Origin of the sequence: Methylomonas stagni, assembly GCF_050154735.1 — a bacterium.
Lineage (GTDB): Bacteria > Pseudomonadota > Gammaproteobacteria > Methylococcales > Methylomonadaceae > Methylomonas > Methylomonas koyamae_A.
In genome coordinates this window covers 4,748,051-4,767,079 of sequence record NZ_CP189557.1, presented here as the reverse complement: position 1 = coordinate 4,767,079, position 19,029 = coordinate 4,748,051, and the positions used below count along the sequence as shown (strand labels likewise).

Annotated in this window: 16 protein-coding genes and 1 pseudogene; 4 read left to right on the top strand and 13 right to left on the bottom strand. The window is 57.9% G+C overall.

The window, feature by feature from the left end; translation table 11 throughout:
• Positions 1–12 precede the first annotated feature (12 nt).
• The 4 genes from ACP4CD_RS21770 to ACP4CD_RS21755 all read left to right on the top strand — a co-directional run bounded on the left by ACP4CD_RS21770 (position 13) and on the right by ACP4CD_RS21755 (position 6,099).
• Positions 13–1,209, top strand: coding sequence for a nidogen-like domain-containing protein (locus tag ACP4CD_RS21770; RefSeq protein WP_168032617.1), 1,197 nt, complete (start codon positions 13–15; stop codon positions 1,207–1,209).
• 347 nt (positions 1,210–1,556) lie between these two features.
• A complete protein-coding gene (locus ACP4CD_RS21765; protein ID WP_281021271.1) occupies positions 1,557–2,774 on the top strand; it encodes an efflux RND transporter periplasmic adaptor subunit in 1,218 nt (405 codons plus the stop codon).
• Positions 2,771–4,708 carry a MacB family efflux pump subunit gene (locus ACP4CD_RS21760; protein WP_426992586.1) on the top strand — a complete coding sequence of 646 codons (1,938 nt, stop codon included), beginning with the start codon at positions 2,771–2,773 and terminating at the stop codon, positions 4,706–4,708. The genes ACP4CD_RS21765 and ACP4CD_RS21760 overlap by 4 nt, the downstream gene beginning before the upstream one ends.
• Positions 4,705–6,099 (top strand): efflux transporter outer membrane subunit, encoded by a 1,395-nt coding sequence (locus tag ACP4CD_RS21755; RefSeq protein WP_064030661.1) that lies wholly within the window; start codon positions 4,705–4,707, stop codon positions 6,097–6,099. Before ACP4CD_RS21760 ends, ACP4CD_RS21755 begins: the two co-directional genes overlap by 4 nt.
• A 110-nt stretch (positions 6,100–6,209) precedes the next feature.
• On the opposite strand, the gene ACP4CD_RS21750 is transcribed toward ACP4CD_RS21755, so the two are convergent.
• The 13 genes and pseudogenes from ACP4CD_RS21750 to ACP4CD_RS21690 form a co-directional block, all read right to left on the bottom strand.
• Positions 6,210–7,586 (bottom strand): TolC family protein, encoded by a 1,377-nt coding sequence (locus ACP4CD_RS21750; protein WP_426992584.1) that lies wholly within the window; start codon positions 7,584–7,586, stop codon positions 6,210–6,212.
• A gap of 125 nt (positions 7,587–7,711) precedes the next feature.
• Complete coding sequence (locus ACP4CD_RS21745) at positions 7,712–8,938, bottom strand: efflux RND transporter periplasmic adaptor subunit (protein ID WP_426992583.1); 1,227 nt, start codon at positions 8,936–8,938, stop codon at positions 7,712–7,714.
• Positions 8,925–10,118, bottom strand: coding sequence for a glycosyltransferase family 4 protein (locus tag ACP4CD_RS21740; RefSeq protein WP_426992582.1), 1,194 nt, complete (start codon positions 10,116–10,118; stop codon positions 8,925–8,927). Before ACP4CD_RS21740 ends, ACP4CD_RS21745 begins: the two co-directional genes overlap by 14 nt.
• A gap of 3 nt (positions 10,119–10,121) precedes the next feature.
• Entirely contained in the window at positions 10,122–10,982 is an 861-nt protein-coding gene (locus ACP4CD_RS21735) for a glycosyltransferase family 2 protein (protein WP_064030665.1), read from the bottom strand.
• A 9-nt stretch (positions 10,983–10,991) separates the two neighbouring features.
• Complete coding sequence (locus tag ACP4CD_RS21730; RefSeq protein ID WP_313730751.1) at positions 10,992–12,800, bottom strand: aminotransferase class I/II-fold pyridoxal phosphate-dependent enzyme; 1,809 nt, start codon at positions 12,798–12,800, stop codon at positions 10,992–10,994.
• A gap of 36 nt (positions 12,801–12,836) precedes the next feature.
• The gene (locus ACP4CD_RS21725; RefSeq protein WP_064030666.1) at positions 12,837–13,958 is read right to left on the bottom strand and encodes a Gfo/Idh/MocA family protein; all 1,122 of its coding nucleotides are present in this window, start codon (positions 13,956–13,958) and stop codon (positions 12,837–12,839) included.
• A gap of 72 nt (positions 13,959–14,030) precedes the next feature.
• On the bottom strand, positions 14,031–15,323 hold the full coding sequence (locus ACP4CD_RS21720) for a hypothetical protein (RefSeq protein ID WP_064030667.1): 1,293 nt from the start codon (positions 15,321–15,323) through the stop codon (positions 14,031–14,033).
• A 130-nt stretch (positions 15,324–15,453) separates the two neighbouring features.
• On the bottom strand, positions 15,454–16,059 hold the full coding sequence (locus ACP4CD_RS21715; RefSeq protein WP_064030668.1) for a nitrogen fixation protein NifQ: 606 nt from the start codon (positions 16,057–16,059) through the stop codon (positions 15,454–15,456).
• 29 nt (positions 16,060–16,088) lie between these two features.
• Positions 16,089–16,438: pseudogene (locus tag ACP4CD_RS21710) on the bottom strand (2Fe-2S iron-sulfur cluster-binding protein).
• Between the two features lie 21 nt (positions 16,439–16,459).
• Complete coding sequence (locus ACP4CD_RS21705) at positions 16,460–16,747, bottom strand: 2Fe-2S iron-sulfur cluster-binding protein (RefSeq protein WP_064030670.1); 288 nt, start codon at positions 16,745–16,747, stop codon at positions 16,460–16,462.
• 258 nt (positions 16,748–17,005) lie between these two features.
• Positions 17,006–18,286, bottom strand: coding sequence for an FprA family A-type flavoprotein (locus ACP4CD_RS21700; protein WP_064030735.1), 1,281 nt, complete (start codon positions 18,284–18,286; stop codon positions 17,006–17,008).
• Positions 18,283–18,705: an ArsC/Spx/MgsR family protein gene (locus tag ACP4CD_RS21695; RefSeq protein ID WP_313730746.1), complete on the bottom strand. Its 423-nt coding sequence runs from the start codon at positions 18,703–18,705 to the stop codon at positions 18,283–18,285. The genes ACP4CD_RS21700 and ACP4CD_RS21695 overlap by 4 nt, the downstream gene beginning before the upstream one ends.
• A gap of 5 nt (positions 18,706–18,710) precedes the next feature.
• Positions 18,711–18,995 (bottom strand): 4Fe-4S dicluster domain-containing protein, encoded by a 285-nt coding sequence (locus tag ACP4CD_RS21690; protein ID WP_064030672.1) that lies wholly within the window; start codon positions 18,993–18,995, stop codon positions 18,711–18,713.
• Between the last annotated feature and the right edge of the window lie 34 nt (positions 18,996–19,029).

The window sequence follows — 19,029 nt, the reverse complement described above, 5'->3', positions numbered from 1 at the left end:
AAGGAGAGTGGAATGAAAGCACTGATAGTCGGCGGAATTCTGTCCCTGACGTTAGCGGTACCCGGTTCGGCAAACGCCGTTTCGTTGTTGACGCTGGCGGACGGCACATTCGGCGAGATAGCCCTGACCCCTAACGATGACGAATCGAGTTCGATGTTGAATCTGCCGTTTGCCGTTAATTTTTACGGAAACGTGTTCAACAACTTTTACGTGAACAACAACGGCAATATCACGTTTCAGTCGCCGCTATCCGAATTCACGCCCAGCAGTTTCCCGATCTCCGAACAACCGATGATCGCGCCCTATTGGGCCGATGTCGATACGCGTTGCGACGGTTGCGGCAACGTTTACGTCGGCGCGCCGAACAGCAATACGACCATCGTCACCTGGAACAACGTCGGTTACTACAGCGAACACGCCGACAAAACCAATAACTTCCAACTGGTGTTGCGCAACCAGCAAAACGGCGACTTCGACGTCGAATTTCGCTACGACCGGCTGGAATGGACCACCGGCGACGCCAGCAACGGCAGCAACGGCTTAGGCGGCACCCCCGCGCAAGCCGGTTTCGACGCCGGCGACAACGTCAATTACTTCACGCTGCCGGGTTCGTTCACCAGCGATATTCTCGATATTGCCAATAACACCAATGTCGTCAACGGCGACCCCGGCTTCTGGTCGTTCAGCATCCGCAACGGTTTGACGCCCGGCGCAACGCCGTCCAACCCGTTGTTGCCGGTTGTCGTAGACGGCGCTTTTGTCTTCGATTTCAATGTTCAACCTGAACAACCCATCTTTATCGACCCTGAGGTAGCGGTCGGTTACGACTACGAAGTCACATCCGGTCCCAACATTGCTTCCGTTCTGCTGCCCACCAATCTCGGGGACGGAATTTACGATCTGTACCTTTGGGAGAATACGGAGTACGTGTTCGCGGCGGCATTGACCGCAGGCATTGAGTACTTCTTCGAACCCGGCGGCGTCAGCCGCTTCCGAATTCTGGGCATCGAAGTCAGCGCGGGCCTGGACCCCAACAATCCGCAAGCCTTCGTAACCGGTCTGACCTTCGTCGGTGCCGGCGCGGTCAGCCTGACTCAAACACCGCTGGTCAGCCAAGTGCCGTTGCCCGCTTCCGGACTGCTGATGTTCTCCGGATTGCTGGCTGTCGGTTCCATGAAACGCTCGCGATCCGCACGTTCGGCCGGCTAACGGGTTAGTCGCTACTCCAAAGAGGGGCGGCCGTCGCAAGGGACCGCCCCCACCCTAATGACGGAGTGAAGACTCCTCCCATCCCACTCGAGTTCGAAACGGCGCGTTGACCGCGCCAATGATTTTCGCCACCTTTACCAAGCTTTACACCCAGCTACGGCTCGACCGTCTTGCCAAGCGTCCGCGCAACACCTAAACTGAACACCGGCTCACTAGCGAGCCGCGATCCCGCCGCCGAATTGTTCAGGCTCGGGAAGATTTACCCACCTACCGCTGTCGAAGCCATCGCCACTACTGCCGGTCGGAATGTTTACTAGTACCAACCGTAATCAACCGATACCGTTGCCATGCCGCCAAACCCGGAGAATAACCGTAGCCGTCAACGTCGGCCCGCGATCATTTTGCTGTTGCTGTTGACTACCGCGATCGCGGCTTATCGCTGGCTGACGCCCACTAATAAGTCCACGGATGCCGACCGCCCCGCGTTAGCGACCGTCACGCTCGGGGACATTGAGGAAACCGTCACCGCTCAAGGCAAACTCGAGCCCAAGGAATACGTGGATGTCGGCGCCCAAGTCACCGGTCAGTTACAAAAAATCCAAGTCAAAATCGGTGACGATGTCGAGGCCGGCCAACTACTGGCGCAGATCGATCCGCGAATTTATGCGGCTCGGGTCGCCGCCGACGAAGCCAATATCAAGAACCTGCAAGCGCAATTGCGCGGTCAACAAGCGCAAGCACTGTTCGCCCGTCAGCAATACGAACGCAACCGGGAATTGCTGGTCAGCCACGGCGTCAGCGTCCAGGATTTTCAAAACAGCGAATTCACGTTGAAAAACGCCGACGCCACCGTCGCGGCGCTGGAAGCGCAAATCGAGCAATTGCAATCGACGCTGAACGGCGATAAAACCAATTTGGGCTACACCAAAATCTACGCGTCGATGGCCGGCACGATGGTCGATCAAAAGGCCCGCGAGGGCCAAACGTTAAACGCCAATCAAACCACGCCGATGATCCTGCAGTTGGCGAAACTGGACACGATGACGGTACGCGCCCAAGTCGCCGAAGCCGATGTGATGCGGCTCCGCCCGGCCATGGCGGTATATTTCACGACGATGGGCTCGGGCGAGCGGCGTTGGCAAGCCACGGTCAGGCAAATACTGCCGACGCCGGAAGTCATCAACAACGTCGTACTGTATAACGTGTTGGTCGACGTCGACAACCGCGACCGGCAATTGATGACCGGCATGAGCGCCCAGATGTTTTTCGTGCTGGGCAAGGCCGAGCAAGTCCCGCTAATACCGATCAACGCGCTCGGCGCCCGCGACCGCCGCAACGACAGCGACTTGGGAGACGCCTATCGCGTCAAGGTCGCCGGCCCGGACGGCGGCGAGAAAGTCGTCCAAATCGGCTTGCGCAATCGCCGTTTCGCCGAAGTTCGGGCCGGACTGGCGGTCGGCGACCGGGTCGAACCGCCCGCCGGCGGCGAAGACAAGATCAAAAACCGCCGTAAGGACCCCGGACCGCTCGGTCCGAACGCGGCGCCCGGAGTACCGCGCCTATGAATCAGACGCCATTGCTGCAACTGACCGACATTCAGCGCGTCTATCCGAACGGCGACGCCACGGTTCGAGCGCTGGACGGCGTCTCGCTGACGATTTGGCCCGGCGAATTCGTCGCGATCGTCGGCCAGTCCGGGTCGGGCAAGTCGACGCTGATGAATTTGATCGGCTGCCTGGACCGTGCCGACGCCGGCGCTTACCGGGTGCTCGGTCGCGACGTGGCCGACCTGGACCCCGACCAACTGGCCGCGCTACGGCGGGATAGCTTCGGTTTCGTATTCCAACGCTACAATTTGCTGAATACCGCCACCGCCACCGAAAACGTCGAGATACCTGCCCTCTACGCCGGCCTACCGAAGCTCGAACGCCGACGACGCGCCTTGCAGCTGTTAAGTAAACTGGGTCTGGCCGAGCGTGGCGAGCACCGACCAATGCAACTTTCCGGCGGCCAGCAGCAACGGGTCGCAATCGCCCGTGCCTTGATAAACGACCCGCCGGTGATTCTGGCCGACGAACCGACCGGCGCGCTGGACAGTCACAGCGGCATGGAGGTGATGAGTCTGCTCGGCAATCTGCACGCCGAAGGCCGCACGGTATTGCTGATCACGCACGACGAAAAAATCGCGGCCCATGCGCAACGCGTGATTCATATCGCCGACGGCAAGATCGTCGGCGACGGGGAAGCTCATATTCGCGGTTCGGCCGTGCCGCCGCCGGCGCACCCCGGCATCGGCGGCGCCGGGCTGGCGGCGGAACTGGGCGAAGCAGCCAAGACCGCGCTACGCTCGCTACGCGTCAACCTGTTTCGCACCGCGCTAACCTTGCTGGGCATCGTCATCGGCGTCGCCGCCGTCGTGACTATGCTGGCGGTCGGCCAAGGCAGCCAGGAAAAAGTGCTGGAGCAAATGCGGGCGATGGGCACCGACATCCTATCGATCCGCCCCGGCCTGCCGGGCTTTCGCGGTGGCGGCGACGTGGCCACCTTGACACTCGCCGATACCGACGCGATCGCGGAACTGGCCAACGTCGCATCGGCCGCGCCGGAACGCAACGGCCGGATGACCGTGCGTTACGGTAGTGTCGATTACGCGACCAGCGTGCAAGGCGTCGCGTCCAGCATGCCGTGGGTACGCGACTGGCCGGTCGCGCTTGGCGATTTTTTCGACGAGCGCGACCAGCGGCGCTACGCACCGGTGGTGGTATTGGGCGAAACGGTACGCAAACTGTTGTTCGCCGAAGGCGAAGACCCGCTGGGCCGTTTCGCGATGATAGGCAATATTCCGTTCGAAGTGATCGGGGTAATGGCAACCAAGGGTGCCGACGCCCAAGGCAGCGACCGCGACGACGCGGTGTTCGTACCGATTACGACCGGCCTGACCCGTTTGTTCGGCCAGAAGTATCTGGGGGGCGTCACGGTGCGGGTCGAGGACGTCGTTAAGATCGACGCCACCCAACAAGCGATCACCGATTTGCTGATCGCCCGTCACCAGACCGAGGATTTCCGGATACGCAACATGGCCTCGATTATCGAATCGGCCACCGAAACCCAGAATACCTTTACCTTGATGCTAGGCATTGTCGCCGCTATTTCCTTGCTGGTCGGCGGCATAGGCGTCATGAACATCATGTTGGTCAGCGTCACCGAACGCACCCGCGAAATCGGTATCCGTATTGCCACCGGCGCCCGGCGCCGCGATATTTTGTTGCAATTCAACACCGAAGCCGCGGTGGTCTGTACCTTGGGCGGATTAATGGGCGTGTTGCTGGGATTTGCCGCCGGTTACGTTTTGAAGTACTTCGAGATGGCGGTGCTGTTTTCGCCGCTACCGGCGATCCTCGCTTTTTCCTGCGCCTTCGGTACCGGCGTGTTATTCGGCTACCTACCGGCCCGCAAAGCCGCCTTTCTGGATCCGGTCGTGGCCTTGGCGGCGGAATGACCAAGAAAGCCCGACATCCAGCGCTCCTACTTGCGTTACTAAGCCTGAACGCCGGCTGTAACCTGTTGTCCGACTACCGACGTCCCAGCGCCGAAACGCCGACGCAGTGGCGGGAAGCGCGCGCGGACGATCCGGCCGATATCGATGAGCAATGGTGGCGAGCTTTCTCCAGCGAGCAACTCAACCTTTTGATCGGCGAAGCCTTGGCCGCCAACAAGGATCTGGCCGCGGCCGTTCAACGGATAGCGCAAGCGCGCGCTCAAGCCAGAATCGCCGGTGCCGACCTCTGGCCCAGTGCGACGTTGGACGGCAACTTCAGCGACAGCCGCAACGAACTGAGCGACAGCCAGAAAACCAGCGGCCAAATCGACATCGCTTACGAGGTGGATTTGTGGGGCGCCAATCGGGCCAAGCGCGACGCCGGCGGCGCTCGCGTGCTGAGCCAGCTGTTCGCCCGCGACGCGCTACGGCTGGTCGTAATGGCCGACATCGGCCAGACCTATTTCAACCTGCTGGCCCTCCAAGAACGCCGGCAAATCGCGGCCGATTTCCTGGAAACGGTCGGCGCGATCTTGACTATCGTCGAAGCTCGCCAACGAGCCGGCGCCGCCTACGAACTGGAAGTGGCCCAGCAACGCACGGCCCATGCCAATGCCCGCGCCAGCCTAGACCAGCTGATCCAGCAACAAGCGCTGGCGGAAAACAGTTTGGCGATTTTACTCGGCCACCCGCCGCAACATTTACACTTGGCGCCGGCGCGATTCGCCGATCTGGCGACACCGAGCATTCCCGCCTCGCAGCCCGCCGACCTATTACAGCGAAGACCGGACATCGGTCAATTGGAAATGGAGCTGGTGGCCGCCAATGCCGATATCGCCGTGGCGCGCGCCGCGTTTTATCCGAAGTTGCAGTTAAGCCTAAGCAGCGTGCTTGCCAACCCGCAACCGGCCGGCGTGGCGGCGAGTCTGGCGGCCGGACTTTCCCAGCCGCTGTTCCAAGGCGGGCGCTTGGAAGCCGCTCTGGACTACGCATTAGCCGCGAATGCCGAGTTGATCGAAAACTACCGACAAACCGTGTTGACCGCCTTCAAGGAAGTCGAGGACGCCGCCGCGACCTTCGCCAACAGCCGCCGCCGTCTGCAAGCCCTACAAAGCGCCGCGGAGCAGGCCAAGTTGGCTTACCGGATTTCCGAGGACCGTTACCGTTTGGGCGCGGTGGATTTCCAAGCATTGTTGAATGCGCAGAGCAGTTACCTGAGCACCGAAAACAACCGCGTCCAAGCAAGATTGGATGTGTTGACCGCTCAAATACAAATGTATAAAGCTTTAGGGGGTGGTTGGTCGCTGGTCGAGCAAAACACCGATCCGACGGCGCAAGTCTTGTCGCCCTAGCTAACAAGAAAACGCAATCACGCAAGTCGGGGCGCGCGGCGCCGCTGCTTTTCTCAGCGCGTCGGCCACGCCAACATCTGTCGACCGCGAATCCTCCGGTATTGTCGTTGTCAACGAATGTTAGCGAGCACGTCGATGCCGTGCAGATGTTTCAACTCGGCTTCCGCCACCAGATAATCGAACAATTTATCCAAGCGCTGGGTTTGGGTCGCATCCAGATTGCTTTCCAGATTCCGGTATTCCATCGGGTTCATCGTGCCAAGCTCCACACTTTTCCGGCCGGCTTCCAGTCGGCGTTCCTGAACCTTGCGCAATTTGTCCAGCAGTTCGATCTGCTCGGTCAATTTGGTTAATTTATTTTGAAATTGCCTGGATTGGCTGCGGGTATCGTCGATCGCGCCGCGCAATTGCTCGTCCAACATGGTCTTGTCGTGAGAGGCCACCTTAACGGCGGCATCGCGAGCCTCGAAATTGGGCAACTCGACTTGCACTTCCACGCCCACGGTCACCAAGTCGTTGATTTCCCTGGATTGCGAAGTACCGACCGACTTGATGTAGGGACTGTAACCGGCCCAGGTCGAGACGGTGGGTTTCCAGACATCTTCGTGCTTGTCGATTTCGACCGCTTGTTGAACTATCTGGATATTGACTTCCTGGGTTTGGAACTGCAAGGCCCGATCGATATCGTAGGCGTGAACATCGCTCTTGCCCGGCTCCAGCGGATAGTCGTCCAATTCCACGCCGGTGGCATTCTTGATATCCAGCCAGCCCAGCAACTCGTTCATTTTGGTATCCATCGCCTCGCGGGTGTCGCCGGCGGTCAATTGCTGATTCAGCAAATTGCCTTCCTCGATCACCACGCCGACTTCGGAAGCGCGCCCCAATTCGAAATTGCGTTGTTGGGTTTTGCTCTGGTCGCTGATCGCCTCGAGTTTGCGAGTCTCGATATCCAGCTTATGTTTCTGCACCAGCGCCGCCAGATAGGCCTTATAAACCGAGAACATCACATCCTGTTCGGTACGGTTCAAACGCGCCTCGGCTAACTGTATACCCAAGCGGCTCTTGGCTGCCTCGTACTTGAATTCGGATTTGTACCACCAGGGCGCGGTCCAGCGTAGACTCATATAGGTGCGTTCCGAATTGGAACGGATCGAGGTCGGATTGGCCGGGTCGACGTTGACCACATTTTCGATCTGGCTGGTATCGCCGAACTGGTAACTTTCATTGACGGTGAATTCGACCTCGGACGCGTATTTGGCGTCCTCGGCGTCGTAGTTCAAACGCGCCGACCGCACGTCGCGACGCGCTTTAACGACCGAAGGGTTGTGGCACAACGCCATTTTGATCGCTCCCGGCAAGCTCAAGCGACCGACCGACTGGCGCGGTATGCCTTCGCAAAATGCGGGCGCGGCGACTTCGCCGCTGTCGGCTTCCGCATCGTCGCCATACGGCCACGCCTGAGCCGAGGGCATGCTCGCGCAGGTCATTGCCGCACCGATCAGCCAAGCCCTAACCCAGCAGCTGTTTCCGGCTTGGGCTTTGCGTGGACGTCTTTCACCGATCTCCGCCCCGTTCGAGGCTTCGACACTCATCTTCGCCGATTTTCTATTCATCATTCTTCAAATTTGACTTTATCGCCGGATTGCAAACCAACTTGTCCGCTCAATACCACGCGCTCCCGCTCGCCGAGTCCGGACGAAATCGCTACCATGCCATCCATGCTGGCGCTGTAGCTGACCTGCTTCAATTCCAAACGCCGCTCGGCATTGACCGTCATGACGACGCCGCGCTGTCCGGAATAATTCAGCAAGGCTTTTTCCGGTATCGCTAGGGCCTGAAACGGATAATCGAAGCGGCAATAGCCGTTCATACCACGCGCCAGCGGTATCGATTCGGTCGGCACCCCCTCCAATTCCAACCAAACGTTGAACGTATAGGGGACTGTCGCCTCGGCCTTGCCGGCAACCGCGATGAAGTTGTCGATTTTAATCACCTTGGCGGCGAACGGCTTATCGGGATATGCCTGCAAATAAACTTCCGCCCGATTGCCGGCTTGTATCGTCGAAAAATAGCGCTGATCGACCGAAGCCTTGAACATCAAGGTATCGCCCAGCGACATCAAGCCGTTCTTAGGGCCTAGGATGTTCTCTCCGGCATAGGTCGCCACCTGGACCACTTCGCCGTCGATCGGTGACAGGATGTCGGTCTTGGCGCCGCGACTGCTTTGCTTGGCGTCGCCGAAGATGTTCTTGCTGCGCGACTCGAACGATTGGCTCAAACTTTCCTGCGCCTTATTCAATTCGATTCGGGCCTGATTCATGTCCGCTTCGTACTGCGCCAAATCGGTTTGGGCGATGATGCCGCTTTTGAAGGCCTCTTTCTCCCGCAAATAATCGCGGCGGGCCTTTTCGTAGGCATTCCGTTTGTCCTCGACATCCAAACGGGCCAAACGGGTCGGACTGCCGCCGTTATCCAGACGTAGCAACAGATCGCCGACCTTGATTTTCGCGCCGCTCTCCACATACACGTCGGTCACGATACTGGCGACTTCGATATTGATCGGCACCTCGTGCAAAAAGCCGATTTCACCGGCCGCCGACACGGTCTTAACCATTTCCCGCTGGCTCGGCAACGCGGTTTCGACTGGAATCTCCGCGTTCATTTTGCGCAACATGGCCGGATAACCCATCGCCGAGCTCCACAAGCGGGAATTGGGCGATTTATAGGTCGGCACGATCGCCGCGTACAGCAAGTAGGCGCCCAGCAGAATTAGGCCTACGTAAAGCCAAAACCAACCGGAAACGCCGGATAGTATCGATAGTGGTTTAGGACTTTTCACGAGTAACCGAACCATATACGTTAGACAAGGCGTCTATGATACGCCGCCAATCGAAATATGTCCTCGCGTGGGCCGCTCCGGCATTGACCAAACGCTCGGCCAATTCGGGGTTTTCGAGTACTTTCAATACCGCATCCGTCAGCGCCTTGGCGTCGCGTTGCGGCACCAGCAAGCCGGTTTCGCCATCGCGAATCACGTCGGAGATGCCGCCGACATCGCAAGCCACCACCGGCGTCAAGTAAGCCAAGGCCTCGACCAACACAATGCCGAGACCCTCGGTGTCGCCTCGGCTGTCGACAATGGACGACAACACGAACACGTCGGCCTCGCGATACAATTGTTCCAATTGCTCGTTGGTCACGACGCCGTGGAAGCTGACACTGGCTTCGATGCCAAGCGTTTGGGCCAAAGCCTTCCACTCGGCGGCCTTGTCGCCGTCGCCGACGATATGCAAGCGCGCTTGGGTGTGCTTGACGATGTCCGTCCACGCATTCAGCAAATAGCCGACACCTTTGCGCTCGATTAGACGGCCGACATACAACACGTCCTTGACCGGCTTGGCGCGGTTTTTCTCGACGGGTTTGATCTCCACCGTGGCGCCGAACGGAATCACGTGTATCGATGCCACCGGAACCCCGGTCAGTGCCGCGAGCTGTCCGGCGGTATAGTTGGAATTGCAGATCAAGGCCTGGGCGTGCCTGACCGCATGGCGAATGAAATAGGCGACGAACGGAAACTTCTTGGATAGCAGCAGTTCGGCGCCGTGAAACGTCAGCACGATGGGCGTGCGATGCGCCATCGCCGCGAAATAGCCCCAGATCCCATGCGGGAACGGCCAATGGACGTGAATAACATCGTAATTGCCGCGCCGACAAAATCCGATCGCCTGGACCAGACCGGACAGAATATAAAACCCGGCCACGAACAAATACAGCGGATTGCGAATCCGGTTGGGCGCGCCCTGAAAATGGGTCAAATTTTCGAAGCGCTTGAAAAAATAACGGAAGCGGTAAACCGGCACGCCTTGCACGCTATGGTTTTCCCGGCCTTCGTAGCTGGGCGCGAACACCTCGACCCGGTAACCGCGCTCGGTCATGTATCGGTTGCACTCGACCAAAAACGAACCGTTACGGTCGTCTTCGCCGAGCGCATACACCGAAGTCATCATGCACACTTTCATGGTTTAGCGATCTCCGGTTTTTAAAATGAATTCGACGGCGGCGCCAATGGCCAGCAATAACACGCTGGTCAACGCCAATCCGGTCGCCGCGACACCGCCGAGCACACCCTGACCGAGCAAGGCAATCGCCAGCGCCGCTACCGCGCAATAACCGAAAAACAGCAAGGGCCGATCGCCGTAAGCCAGCAATAATTTAACCGTCACCAGATCGGCGATAGCGATCGAAAAACGCTTGAGTCCAAAATTGGATCGGCCGTAACGGCGTTGATGCCACTGAGTAACCACTTCCTTGAACCGGCAGCCGCGTTTCTGCGCCAGGATAGGCACCAAAAACCGGTGCCAATCGGAACGCAGCCGCAAATCGCTCAGCTTTTCGCGGCGAATCAACTTGATCCAGTTCATGTCGTGCAAGCGCACCCCAAACAAGTACCAGTTGATCCAATTGTAGATTTTCGAAGCCAACAATTTGCCGTCGCCTCTGTCCTTCCGCCAGCCGACCACCACGTCGGTCTCGTCGTCCATCGCGCCGTACAGCACCGGGATGTCGTCTTCCGGCAAGGACTCCAGATCGGACGGCACCAGACACACGTAGCGGCCGGCGGTGTTGGGATAGGTATCGACAATCGTCGCGGTAATCCCCATCTTGTGCGGCCGGCTGACCAATTTGATCGGAACGTCGCCGGAGCGGCCGGCAAAGGCCGCCACCGCCGCGCCGGTACCGTCGGTGCTGCCGTCGTCGAAAAACACGATCTCGGCCGACACGCCCAGATTTTCGACAGCTTGCAACGCCCCGCTCAGAAAGCGTTCGACGTTACCGACCTCGTTATACGCCGAGGTGACAATGGATAATTCCGGAGCCGCCATGTCGCCGCCTTATGCCTGGAAAAAACGCTGTATCGTTGCCGCGACGTAATCGATCTGATCGCGGGTGATTTCCGGGAACATCGGCAACGACAAAATGTTGGCGGCGGCCTCCTCGGTACGCGGAAAATCGCCGGCCGAGTAGCCCAGGTAAGCCAGCGCCGGCTGCAAATGCAACGGCGTCGGATAATGCACGCCGCTGTCGATGCCGTTGGCTTTCAGAAAGGCGGACAATCCGTCCCTATCCTGGCAACGCACCACGTACAAGTGGTAAACCGGCTCGCAACCTTCCGCGACGGCCGGCAACGTTAACGGTAAACCGGCCAGCTTTTCTTGATAATGGGCGGCGGCTGCCTGCCGACTGGCGGTCCATTTCGGCAAATGCTTGAGTTTGACGTTGAGCAACGCTGCTTGCAAGGTATCCAAACGACTATTGCGGCCAACGATTTCATGCAAATATTTAGTCGAACGGCCGTGATCGCGCAGTTTGGCGATTCTGGCCGCCAATTCGGAATCGTTGGTGGTCACCGCGCCGGCATCGCCGTAGGCCCCCAAGTTTTTACCGGGATAGAACGAGAAACAACCGACATCGCCAATGCCGCCGACGGTCTGGCCGTTGATCGTCGCGCCGTGCGCCTGCGCCACGTCTTCTATAACCCGTAATCCGTGTTTTTTGGCAATCGCCAGAATTTCCGGCATCGGCGCCGGATGCCCATACAGATGCACCGGAATGATCGCCTTGGTCTTGGCGGTGATTTTGCTTTCCAACGCGGCCGGATCGATTTGATAAGTCAGCGGATCGATGTCGGCAAATACCGGGGTGGCACCGGACAAGGCGATCGCTTCGGCGGTCGCGATAAAGGTGTGCGGCGTCGTGATGACCTCGTCGCCTTGGCCTATGCCCAAGCCCATCAAGGCCAGTTCCAGCGCATCGGTACCGCTGCCGACGCCGATCGCGTAAGCGGTTTTGCAATAGCTGGCAAAACTTTGCTCGAATTCGGCGACTTCCTGACCGTTGATAAAGCGATTGTTCAAAATCACCCGATCCATCGCCAGACGGAATTCCTGTTTGTGGCGCTGATACTGGGCACCGAGATCGGCAAACGGCACGCGACGGGCGGGCGCATCGGTCGGCGCGGCTCCGTCGGTTTTGTACGGACTTTGCGGCATCAACTCGTACTGGCATTTAACGCCCTCGACCTCGCCGATTTTCTTGGCCGGCACGCCGAACAAAATCGCGCCGTCCTCGGTCGATTTGGTGATCACACTGCCGGCCCCAACCAATACCCGTTCGCCGATTTCGAGATTCGGGCTGACCGTCACGGCCGCGCCCAAAATCGCGCCGCGGCGGATCACCGGTCCGTTCAGACATTCCTTGGCTTTGTCGCAAGTCGGATGCGGCACGTTAGTGGTGATGACTCTAGGCCCCAGCCAGACATCGTCCTCCAGCACGGTGTATTCGCACAAACCGGCTTGGGCCTGCAGACGCACGTTGTTGCCGATCTGGCAGTGGTGCTCGATGACGACGTTAACGCCGACCGAACAATGATCGCCGAGGTTGGTATTCTCGCGAATGAACACGTAATGACTGACATGGCAATGGCTACCCAGAGCCGCGCCGGCGTAAATGATCGTGTTCGAACGAATATGGGTATCGTCGCCGATCACGGTCTCCAGTTCGCCGGGCTGATAGCCCTTGGGCGGATAACCGATGATGCAAAAATCCTCGATGACGACGTTCTTGCCGAGCTTGACGTTGGGGTGGACGATGGCAGTCGGCGCCACGCTGGCCGACGACTGCGAATTTTCTGAATTGGACATGAATTAAAAATCTCGTGGGTCGAAAAACTGAAGGGGTTACTTGCGCGGTTTACGAAGATCCTCGGCCGTGTCGCTCCGTCTGCGCATTTCCGCCCGGCCCAGTCGACTATGCGTCGGCTGAAAGCGCAACCAGACTTCGCGACTGGTCGCGGCGGACTCGTAAATCGCGCTGATCAAGCGCAACGACTTCAAGCCTTCGAGACCATCCACCATCGCACCGCCGCCGTGATTGATCACGTGCACCACGTTGCGCAAATATTCCAAATGGCCGAAGCCATAGACGTTGGGCGGATTCTGGTTGAACTCTTGCAACACCAGCTCGTCGTCGGGCGTCGGCTCTTCGAACAACCACGTCTTCATCTGGTTAACGGCGAAACCGCCGATCTCGACAGTACCGTGTTCGCCAAGGATGTTGATCGACGCCTCCAAATCTTTCGGCCGGGCCGCCGTGGTGGCTTCGATGACGCCCAGCGCGCCGTTACGGAAGCGTAGCACCGCGACGCCGGTATCCTCGACTTCGATATCCACCAGACTACGCGCGGTGTATGCGAACACCGAATCGACGTCGCCGCACAGCCAGGTCAGTAAATCCACGTGGTGACTGGCTTGATTGGAAAACACGCCGCCGTCCCACAACCAAGTGCCGCGCCAGCCGTCCTGATCGTAATAGGCCTGATTGCGCATCCAGCGCACTCGCGCGGTGGCCATCGCAATCTTGCCGAAACGCCCGGCCTTCATCGCTTGATGCAGCTTTTGCACCGGCACGTTGTATCGATTTTGCTTGACGACGAACAGTTTGACTTGGGCACGATCGCAAGCCTCGATCATTGCCTCGGCATCGTCCAACGTTAACGCCATCGGTTTTTCGACGACCACGTGCTTTTTGTATTCAACGACTTCCAACACGTGCTGAGCATGGCAACCGGTCGGCGTCAGCACGTTGATCACATCAATCTTGTCGCCCATCGCCGCCATCATTTCGTGCAGGTCGGTGAAGTGCGGCACGCCGTATTTGCTGCCGAACAATTCCGCCCGTTCCTCGGTGACGTCGCAAACCGCCACCAATCTAGCGCCTTCCACGGGTCCCGACAGTACCTCCGCATGCCGAGAGGCAATCCGACCGCAACCCAATAACGCAAAATTCAGTGTATTTTCCATTTTCTTCCCGAATAACTCATCCCCACAGAACATAAACGCGGAATCGCCGATTCCGCACCCTAAAACTTTAGATCAACCGTGCTTAAGCGCAAATGCCATCACGCTGTCGGCCAGACGGCCCGCCTCGGCATCGTCCGCGATCACCGACCAGTAGTAAAGGCAATAGGCGACTTCGCCATAATTGATTTCCTTGACCTTGCCGAAGAAACTTTCCTGGCCCAGGCCGGTACGCGTATTGCCTTCGGCCGACACTTCGCCGCTAGTCAGAATACGCGGTTTCAACCAAGCCATACCCAAGCGCACCGCGTCGAACAACTGCTGGCGCAAACGAGCATCGTCGGAATAGGACCAGGCAATTTGCAGATTCATCAATGTGACAGCCTGGTAGCTACTATCGTGACCGCCCTTTTCGACGAATACGCCATCGCCGCGTTGAGCCGCCACCACGTCGCGCAAAAATCCGTTACCGATCGCAACCAAACTAGGATCGTCCAACAATTTGCCGTTCAACTGAAATGCCAGCGCATCAAACACCAGTCGGTTGGCGGTGTGACCATCTTGGCGCAGCATTTCATCGGTATTTTGTCTAAGCCAAGCCATCGCCTGGCGGACCTTAGGCAACAAAGCTTCCAAGCGCGCTGTATAGGCCGGCTGGCTGTTATCCTCTTTCAGTATCCACAGCATTTGCCCGTAAGCTTGCAGAAAAAAAGTGTCGGCATTGATCGCCGTGCGCGGCGATGCACCCTGGCCATTATGAAAATATCCGCTCGGATCTTGCTTGCCGAACGCAAATTCCGCGGCCCGCGCCGCTTTTTCAAACAATTCGGGATTTGCTTCCACCAAAGCCAGCGCCAATACCCAGCCGGCATCGCGCTGAGCCGCGACATCGGAAAACTCGTCGATATTCCGCCCGGCCGCCCCGCTGGCATCGATACGGCGGGGATTGCCCTTATAGGCTAGAAGTTGGCGAAACGTGGCGTTCGACGCCAGCGTTCTGATGACGGCACGTTGCGCCTTGACGGGACTAGTGGATAACGGAGAGGTCGCTACCGGCGACTGGATTGCAGCGCTTGGCGCGCCTGCGTCGCTTTGGGTGGGCTTGGGCTGTTCGAGGGTTTGAAACGTCGCGTCCAGCTCGGAGAGAGCAGCGGCTAATCCGCGCAAATCGTTGTGTTGGCGAGCTTGCTCGATGGCTTGCACCTGAGCGTCGGTCACTCGCAAATCGAACCCCCGCCGTTTTAACCCTTCGTAATGCTGCTTGAGTTCGTCATAGCGGTCGCGCAAAGCCCGCTTGTCCAACTCTTCGGCATGCCCGAGCGTCGCAATGCCAAGCAACGCCACAAGCGCCCAACGATACCAATGCATTTATCCATTCCTCCGGAAAAACTCCGGCGTCCAAGCAAAAAGCACAAGTATAAGTTAAAAATGTGACAATTCCGGTAAAACCAGTATTTTAACGAAATCTTAATAGAGCGACTCTTCTCGTCGAGAGCGGTTAATCTTCCGGCCCAAAGCACTGTGGGTAGTCGTGACAAACCTCGCAGGAGGGCGCCCGACAGACATACAATCCTTCGGCCTCGCAAAGCTGCTTATATAAAAACTTTTTCCACTTCATATCCTTGCTGTTGCGCGCCACCAATTCCGGAAAATTCCGCAGTAACATATCGGACAAGTCCTTGCGCGACCATAAGCCGAGATCTTGCCAAAGATGATCGCTGCCCAAGCAAGCCGAAACGATCAACGAGATCAAAATTTCCCGATCGTCGGCTTCGACGGCAAATTGCCGCAACAACACTTCCAAATCCTGTTTTTCCAGCATCCTACCGTAATCCAGCACGCTACCGGACACTGCCGTTTCCGCTAACGAATATCCGGAAAAATGCCGCGCCAGCAACTGCTTGAAATCGTCGGGCTCCAAGCCCATTCGGTCCGGCAACACGCCGTCTCCGACCGCCCAACTGGCGATAATTTGCGCCAGCCAGACGCGATTGGGCGTCGGGCTGGCACGGGCCAAAAGATCGTCGCGGATCGCCTGCCTGGACTGGTTTTTTGCCGCCAAATCGGCTTCCGCCGGCGACGCTAGGACGGGTATGCAACTCATCGACTTTCCTCCGGCCGGGGTTAACCGAGTTAGTATTCGACCCGGATGTCTTCGTCTCTGACTATCATCTGGCAGGCCAGACGCCACTCGCATGGCAAATCGTCGACGATCATTTTTTCCAACTCCTCGGCGGTTACCTTACCGACTTCTTTCAACACGGTTTTTTCCTTCTCGGTCAGCGGACCGCCCATGCGTTGATTTTTTTGTCGATACTGGTTACCCGCACTAAACAAGTACCGCACTCTCCGTCTTCGCATTCGAAGTTAATCGGAATCTTGTTTTCCAAAGCCAGTTTCAGCACCGTCTGAGTGTGACTGCCGGCTACCGCGTAAACGGTTTTATCCCGATATTCGGGACTGGTAAAGGTCACTAAAGCCATGTCTGCCTCCTGTGAAGTGGGTTACACCGGTTTGACGGAGATTTGACCGCCCAACACTTGCGCCTGACAAGCCAGACGATTGTGTTTGCCGGCCATGTTTTCCCGCAGCACCTTATCTTCCAGCACCGATGGCTCGGTCAAATGATTCCAGCCCGAAGTCACCTTCATGATGCAGGTGCCGCAATCACCTTCTCGGCAGCCGTAGGTAATCCCAGACCCGACTTTTTCAGACACTTCGATGACTCGAGTGCCGGCCGGAACCGTGACAGTGACATTGATATCTTCGAACGTAATGGTCGCTTTGGCCATTGCTAAAACTCCTTAAGGTATTGAAAATAATCCCGAAAACCGCCTAATCTGACGAATCTTCGTTGTGGAGGCCCGATAAGGCCCCCGATTTCCACCGCCTTTCGACGGTGGATCCACCGATGCGTCCTTGCATCGGCCCGGCCGAAACCCAGGGGCTCCGGCCGAATACTCGGTAAACCGCTTGTGCTGCTCAACAAGCGGGACAATCGGTGGCAAGACTCACACGGTCCTGTCCGCGCGGCGCGCGTCGATGTTGTTTCAGGCCAAATCGGCGAAATTCACGGTGCGGTTGGCTCGGGCGCCGGTCAACTCCTGCGCCAGTTCCAAGCCAAAGGCTTTGCATTCCAAAATTTCGTCGTCGGTTGGGATCAGTTTCACCCGCAGACCGGGAATCGGTACCCGCAATTTCAAGCCGCGCAGACGGTCCTCGACCAGACGCACGCCTTCGCCGGTCCAGCCGTAGGAGCCAAACACCCCGCCCAACTTGTTTTTTAGATTGACCACGGTCAGCGAGGACAACAAATCCCAAATCGGCTTGACCGCGTCGCCGTTGATCGTCGGCGTACCCAGCACCAAGCCGTCGGCTTCTTCGATCAAATCGACGAAAGGCGCCACTTCTCCGCCCTCCAGGTCGTACAGCGATACCCGCACGTCCTCGACCTGCATCGCGCCTTGGTAAATCGCTTCCGCCATGCGCCGGGTATTCCCATAGGAACTGATGTAGAAAATCAGCAGAGTCTTCTGATTGGGGCTGAGCTCGTTATGTAGGGCCGGGCTGGACAACTGCCGGTAGCGCTGGATGTAATGCTGCGGCCGGTCGCGCAAAATCGGGCCGTGCGTGGGAGCGATCAGCGTCAGCGGCAACGGCTCGATCAGCTCCAGCGCGCGTACCACGTATTCCTTGAACGGCCGCATGATGTGCGCGTAGTAATACTCGAACGAGAACCGAAAATCGCCGACGCAATCGTTGTACAAACGCTTGTCGCAAAAATGGCAACCGAATACGTCGCCGGAAAACAAGATAGCTTCCTCGGGCGCGTAGGTGCACTGAGTATCCGGCCAGTGCAGGTAAGGTGTGTGCAAAAACTCCAGACTACGGTCGCCGAGCGAGACCGAATCGCCGGTCAACACCGGCGTAAAGCTCAACTCGTTCTGTTTCAGCAACCCCTTCAACATCGATTGCGCTTTTTGCGAGATGAACAACTGCGCTTGCGGCGCCCGCCGCATCAATTCCGGCAGAGCGCCAGTGTGATCCGGTTCCAGATGATTCAGAACGATGACCTTGATTTCCGAATAATCGGCCACGCTTTCCAGTCGAGCGAAAAAATCGCCGGCAAAGCCTTCCTTCACGGTATCGATGACCGCGACACCTTCGCTGCCGCGAATGATGTAGGCGTTATAACTGGTGCCGTTGGCCGTCTTCAGAATGATGTCGAAGGTACGCAGATTGGGATCGAAAGCGCCTATCCAATGCACCCGCTCCGATAACGACACCGCTACCGGAACGCCGTCATCGTTTTCCAACTTTAGGGTGTTCATGGCTTGCACGCCTCGGCGTGGGCCTGCCTAGGACACGTCTCCAAATCCTTGCCGGACGGTATTTTCAAACCTAGCCAGCGATCGACCTGAGCTTCGTCGAAGCCGCATACCCGAGTGCCGTCGACTTCCATCAGCGGCCGGCGGATCAGCAAAGGCTGCCCAACCATCAACGCGATCGCCTGTGCTTCATCCAAACTATCCGGATCGATCAAGCCTTGCTTGACGGCCGGCGCACTACGGTTAAACCATTCGGCAACCGGCATTTCGCCAAAAAACGCCCTCAACAGGTCGGGTTGTTTGGCCCATGGATGCTGCAACAAATCATGCACGACCAACAAGTGGCCGGCCGCGTTAAGCAACTGCTTCTGCCGGGTGTTGTTCAAACAACCCGGTTTCTCGTAGAAATGGACGATGGCCATCGCCGTCAATGGGCTTGCAGTTCCGCCATCGCTTCCGCCATGCGCTCCGGCGGGATACCGGTCAGCGAACCGGGTGGGTTGATTGCGATGCCTTGCGCGTCGAGTATCGCGCCTTCGATCGGGCAAATGCTGGCGCACTGGGTATCTTTGTAATCGCCCTCGCACTCGGTGCATTTGCGCGGGTTGATTTTAAAATGCCCGGCCGATTCCGACATATAAATTGCCTTGCTGGGGCACAAAGGCTCGCAGGCGTAGCAGTTCACGCAGGTTTCAATAATTTTCAATGCCATGACGTCACCTCTTGGCGAATGTGTGCTGAATGGG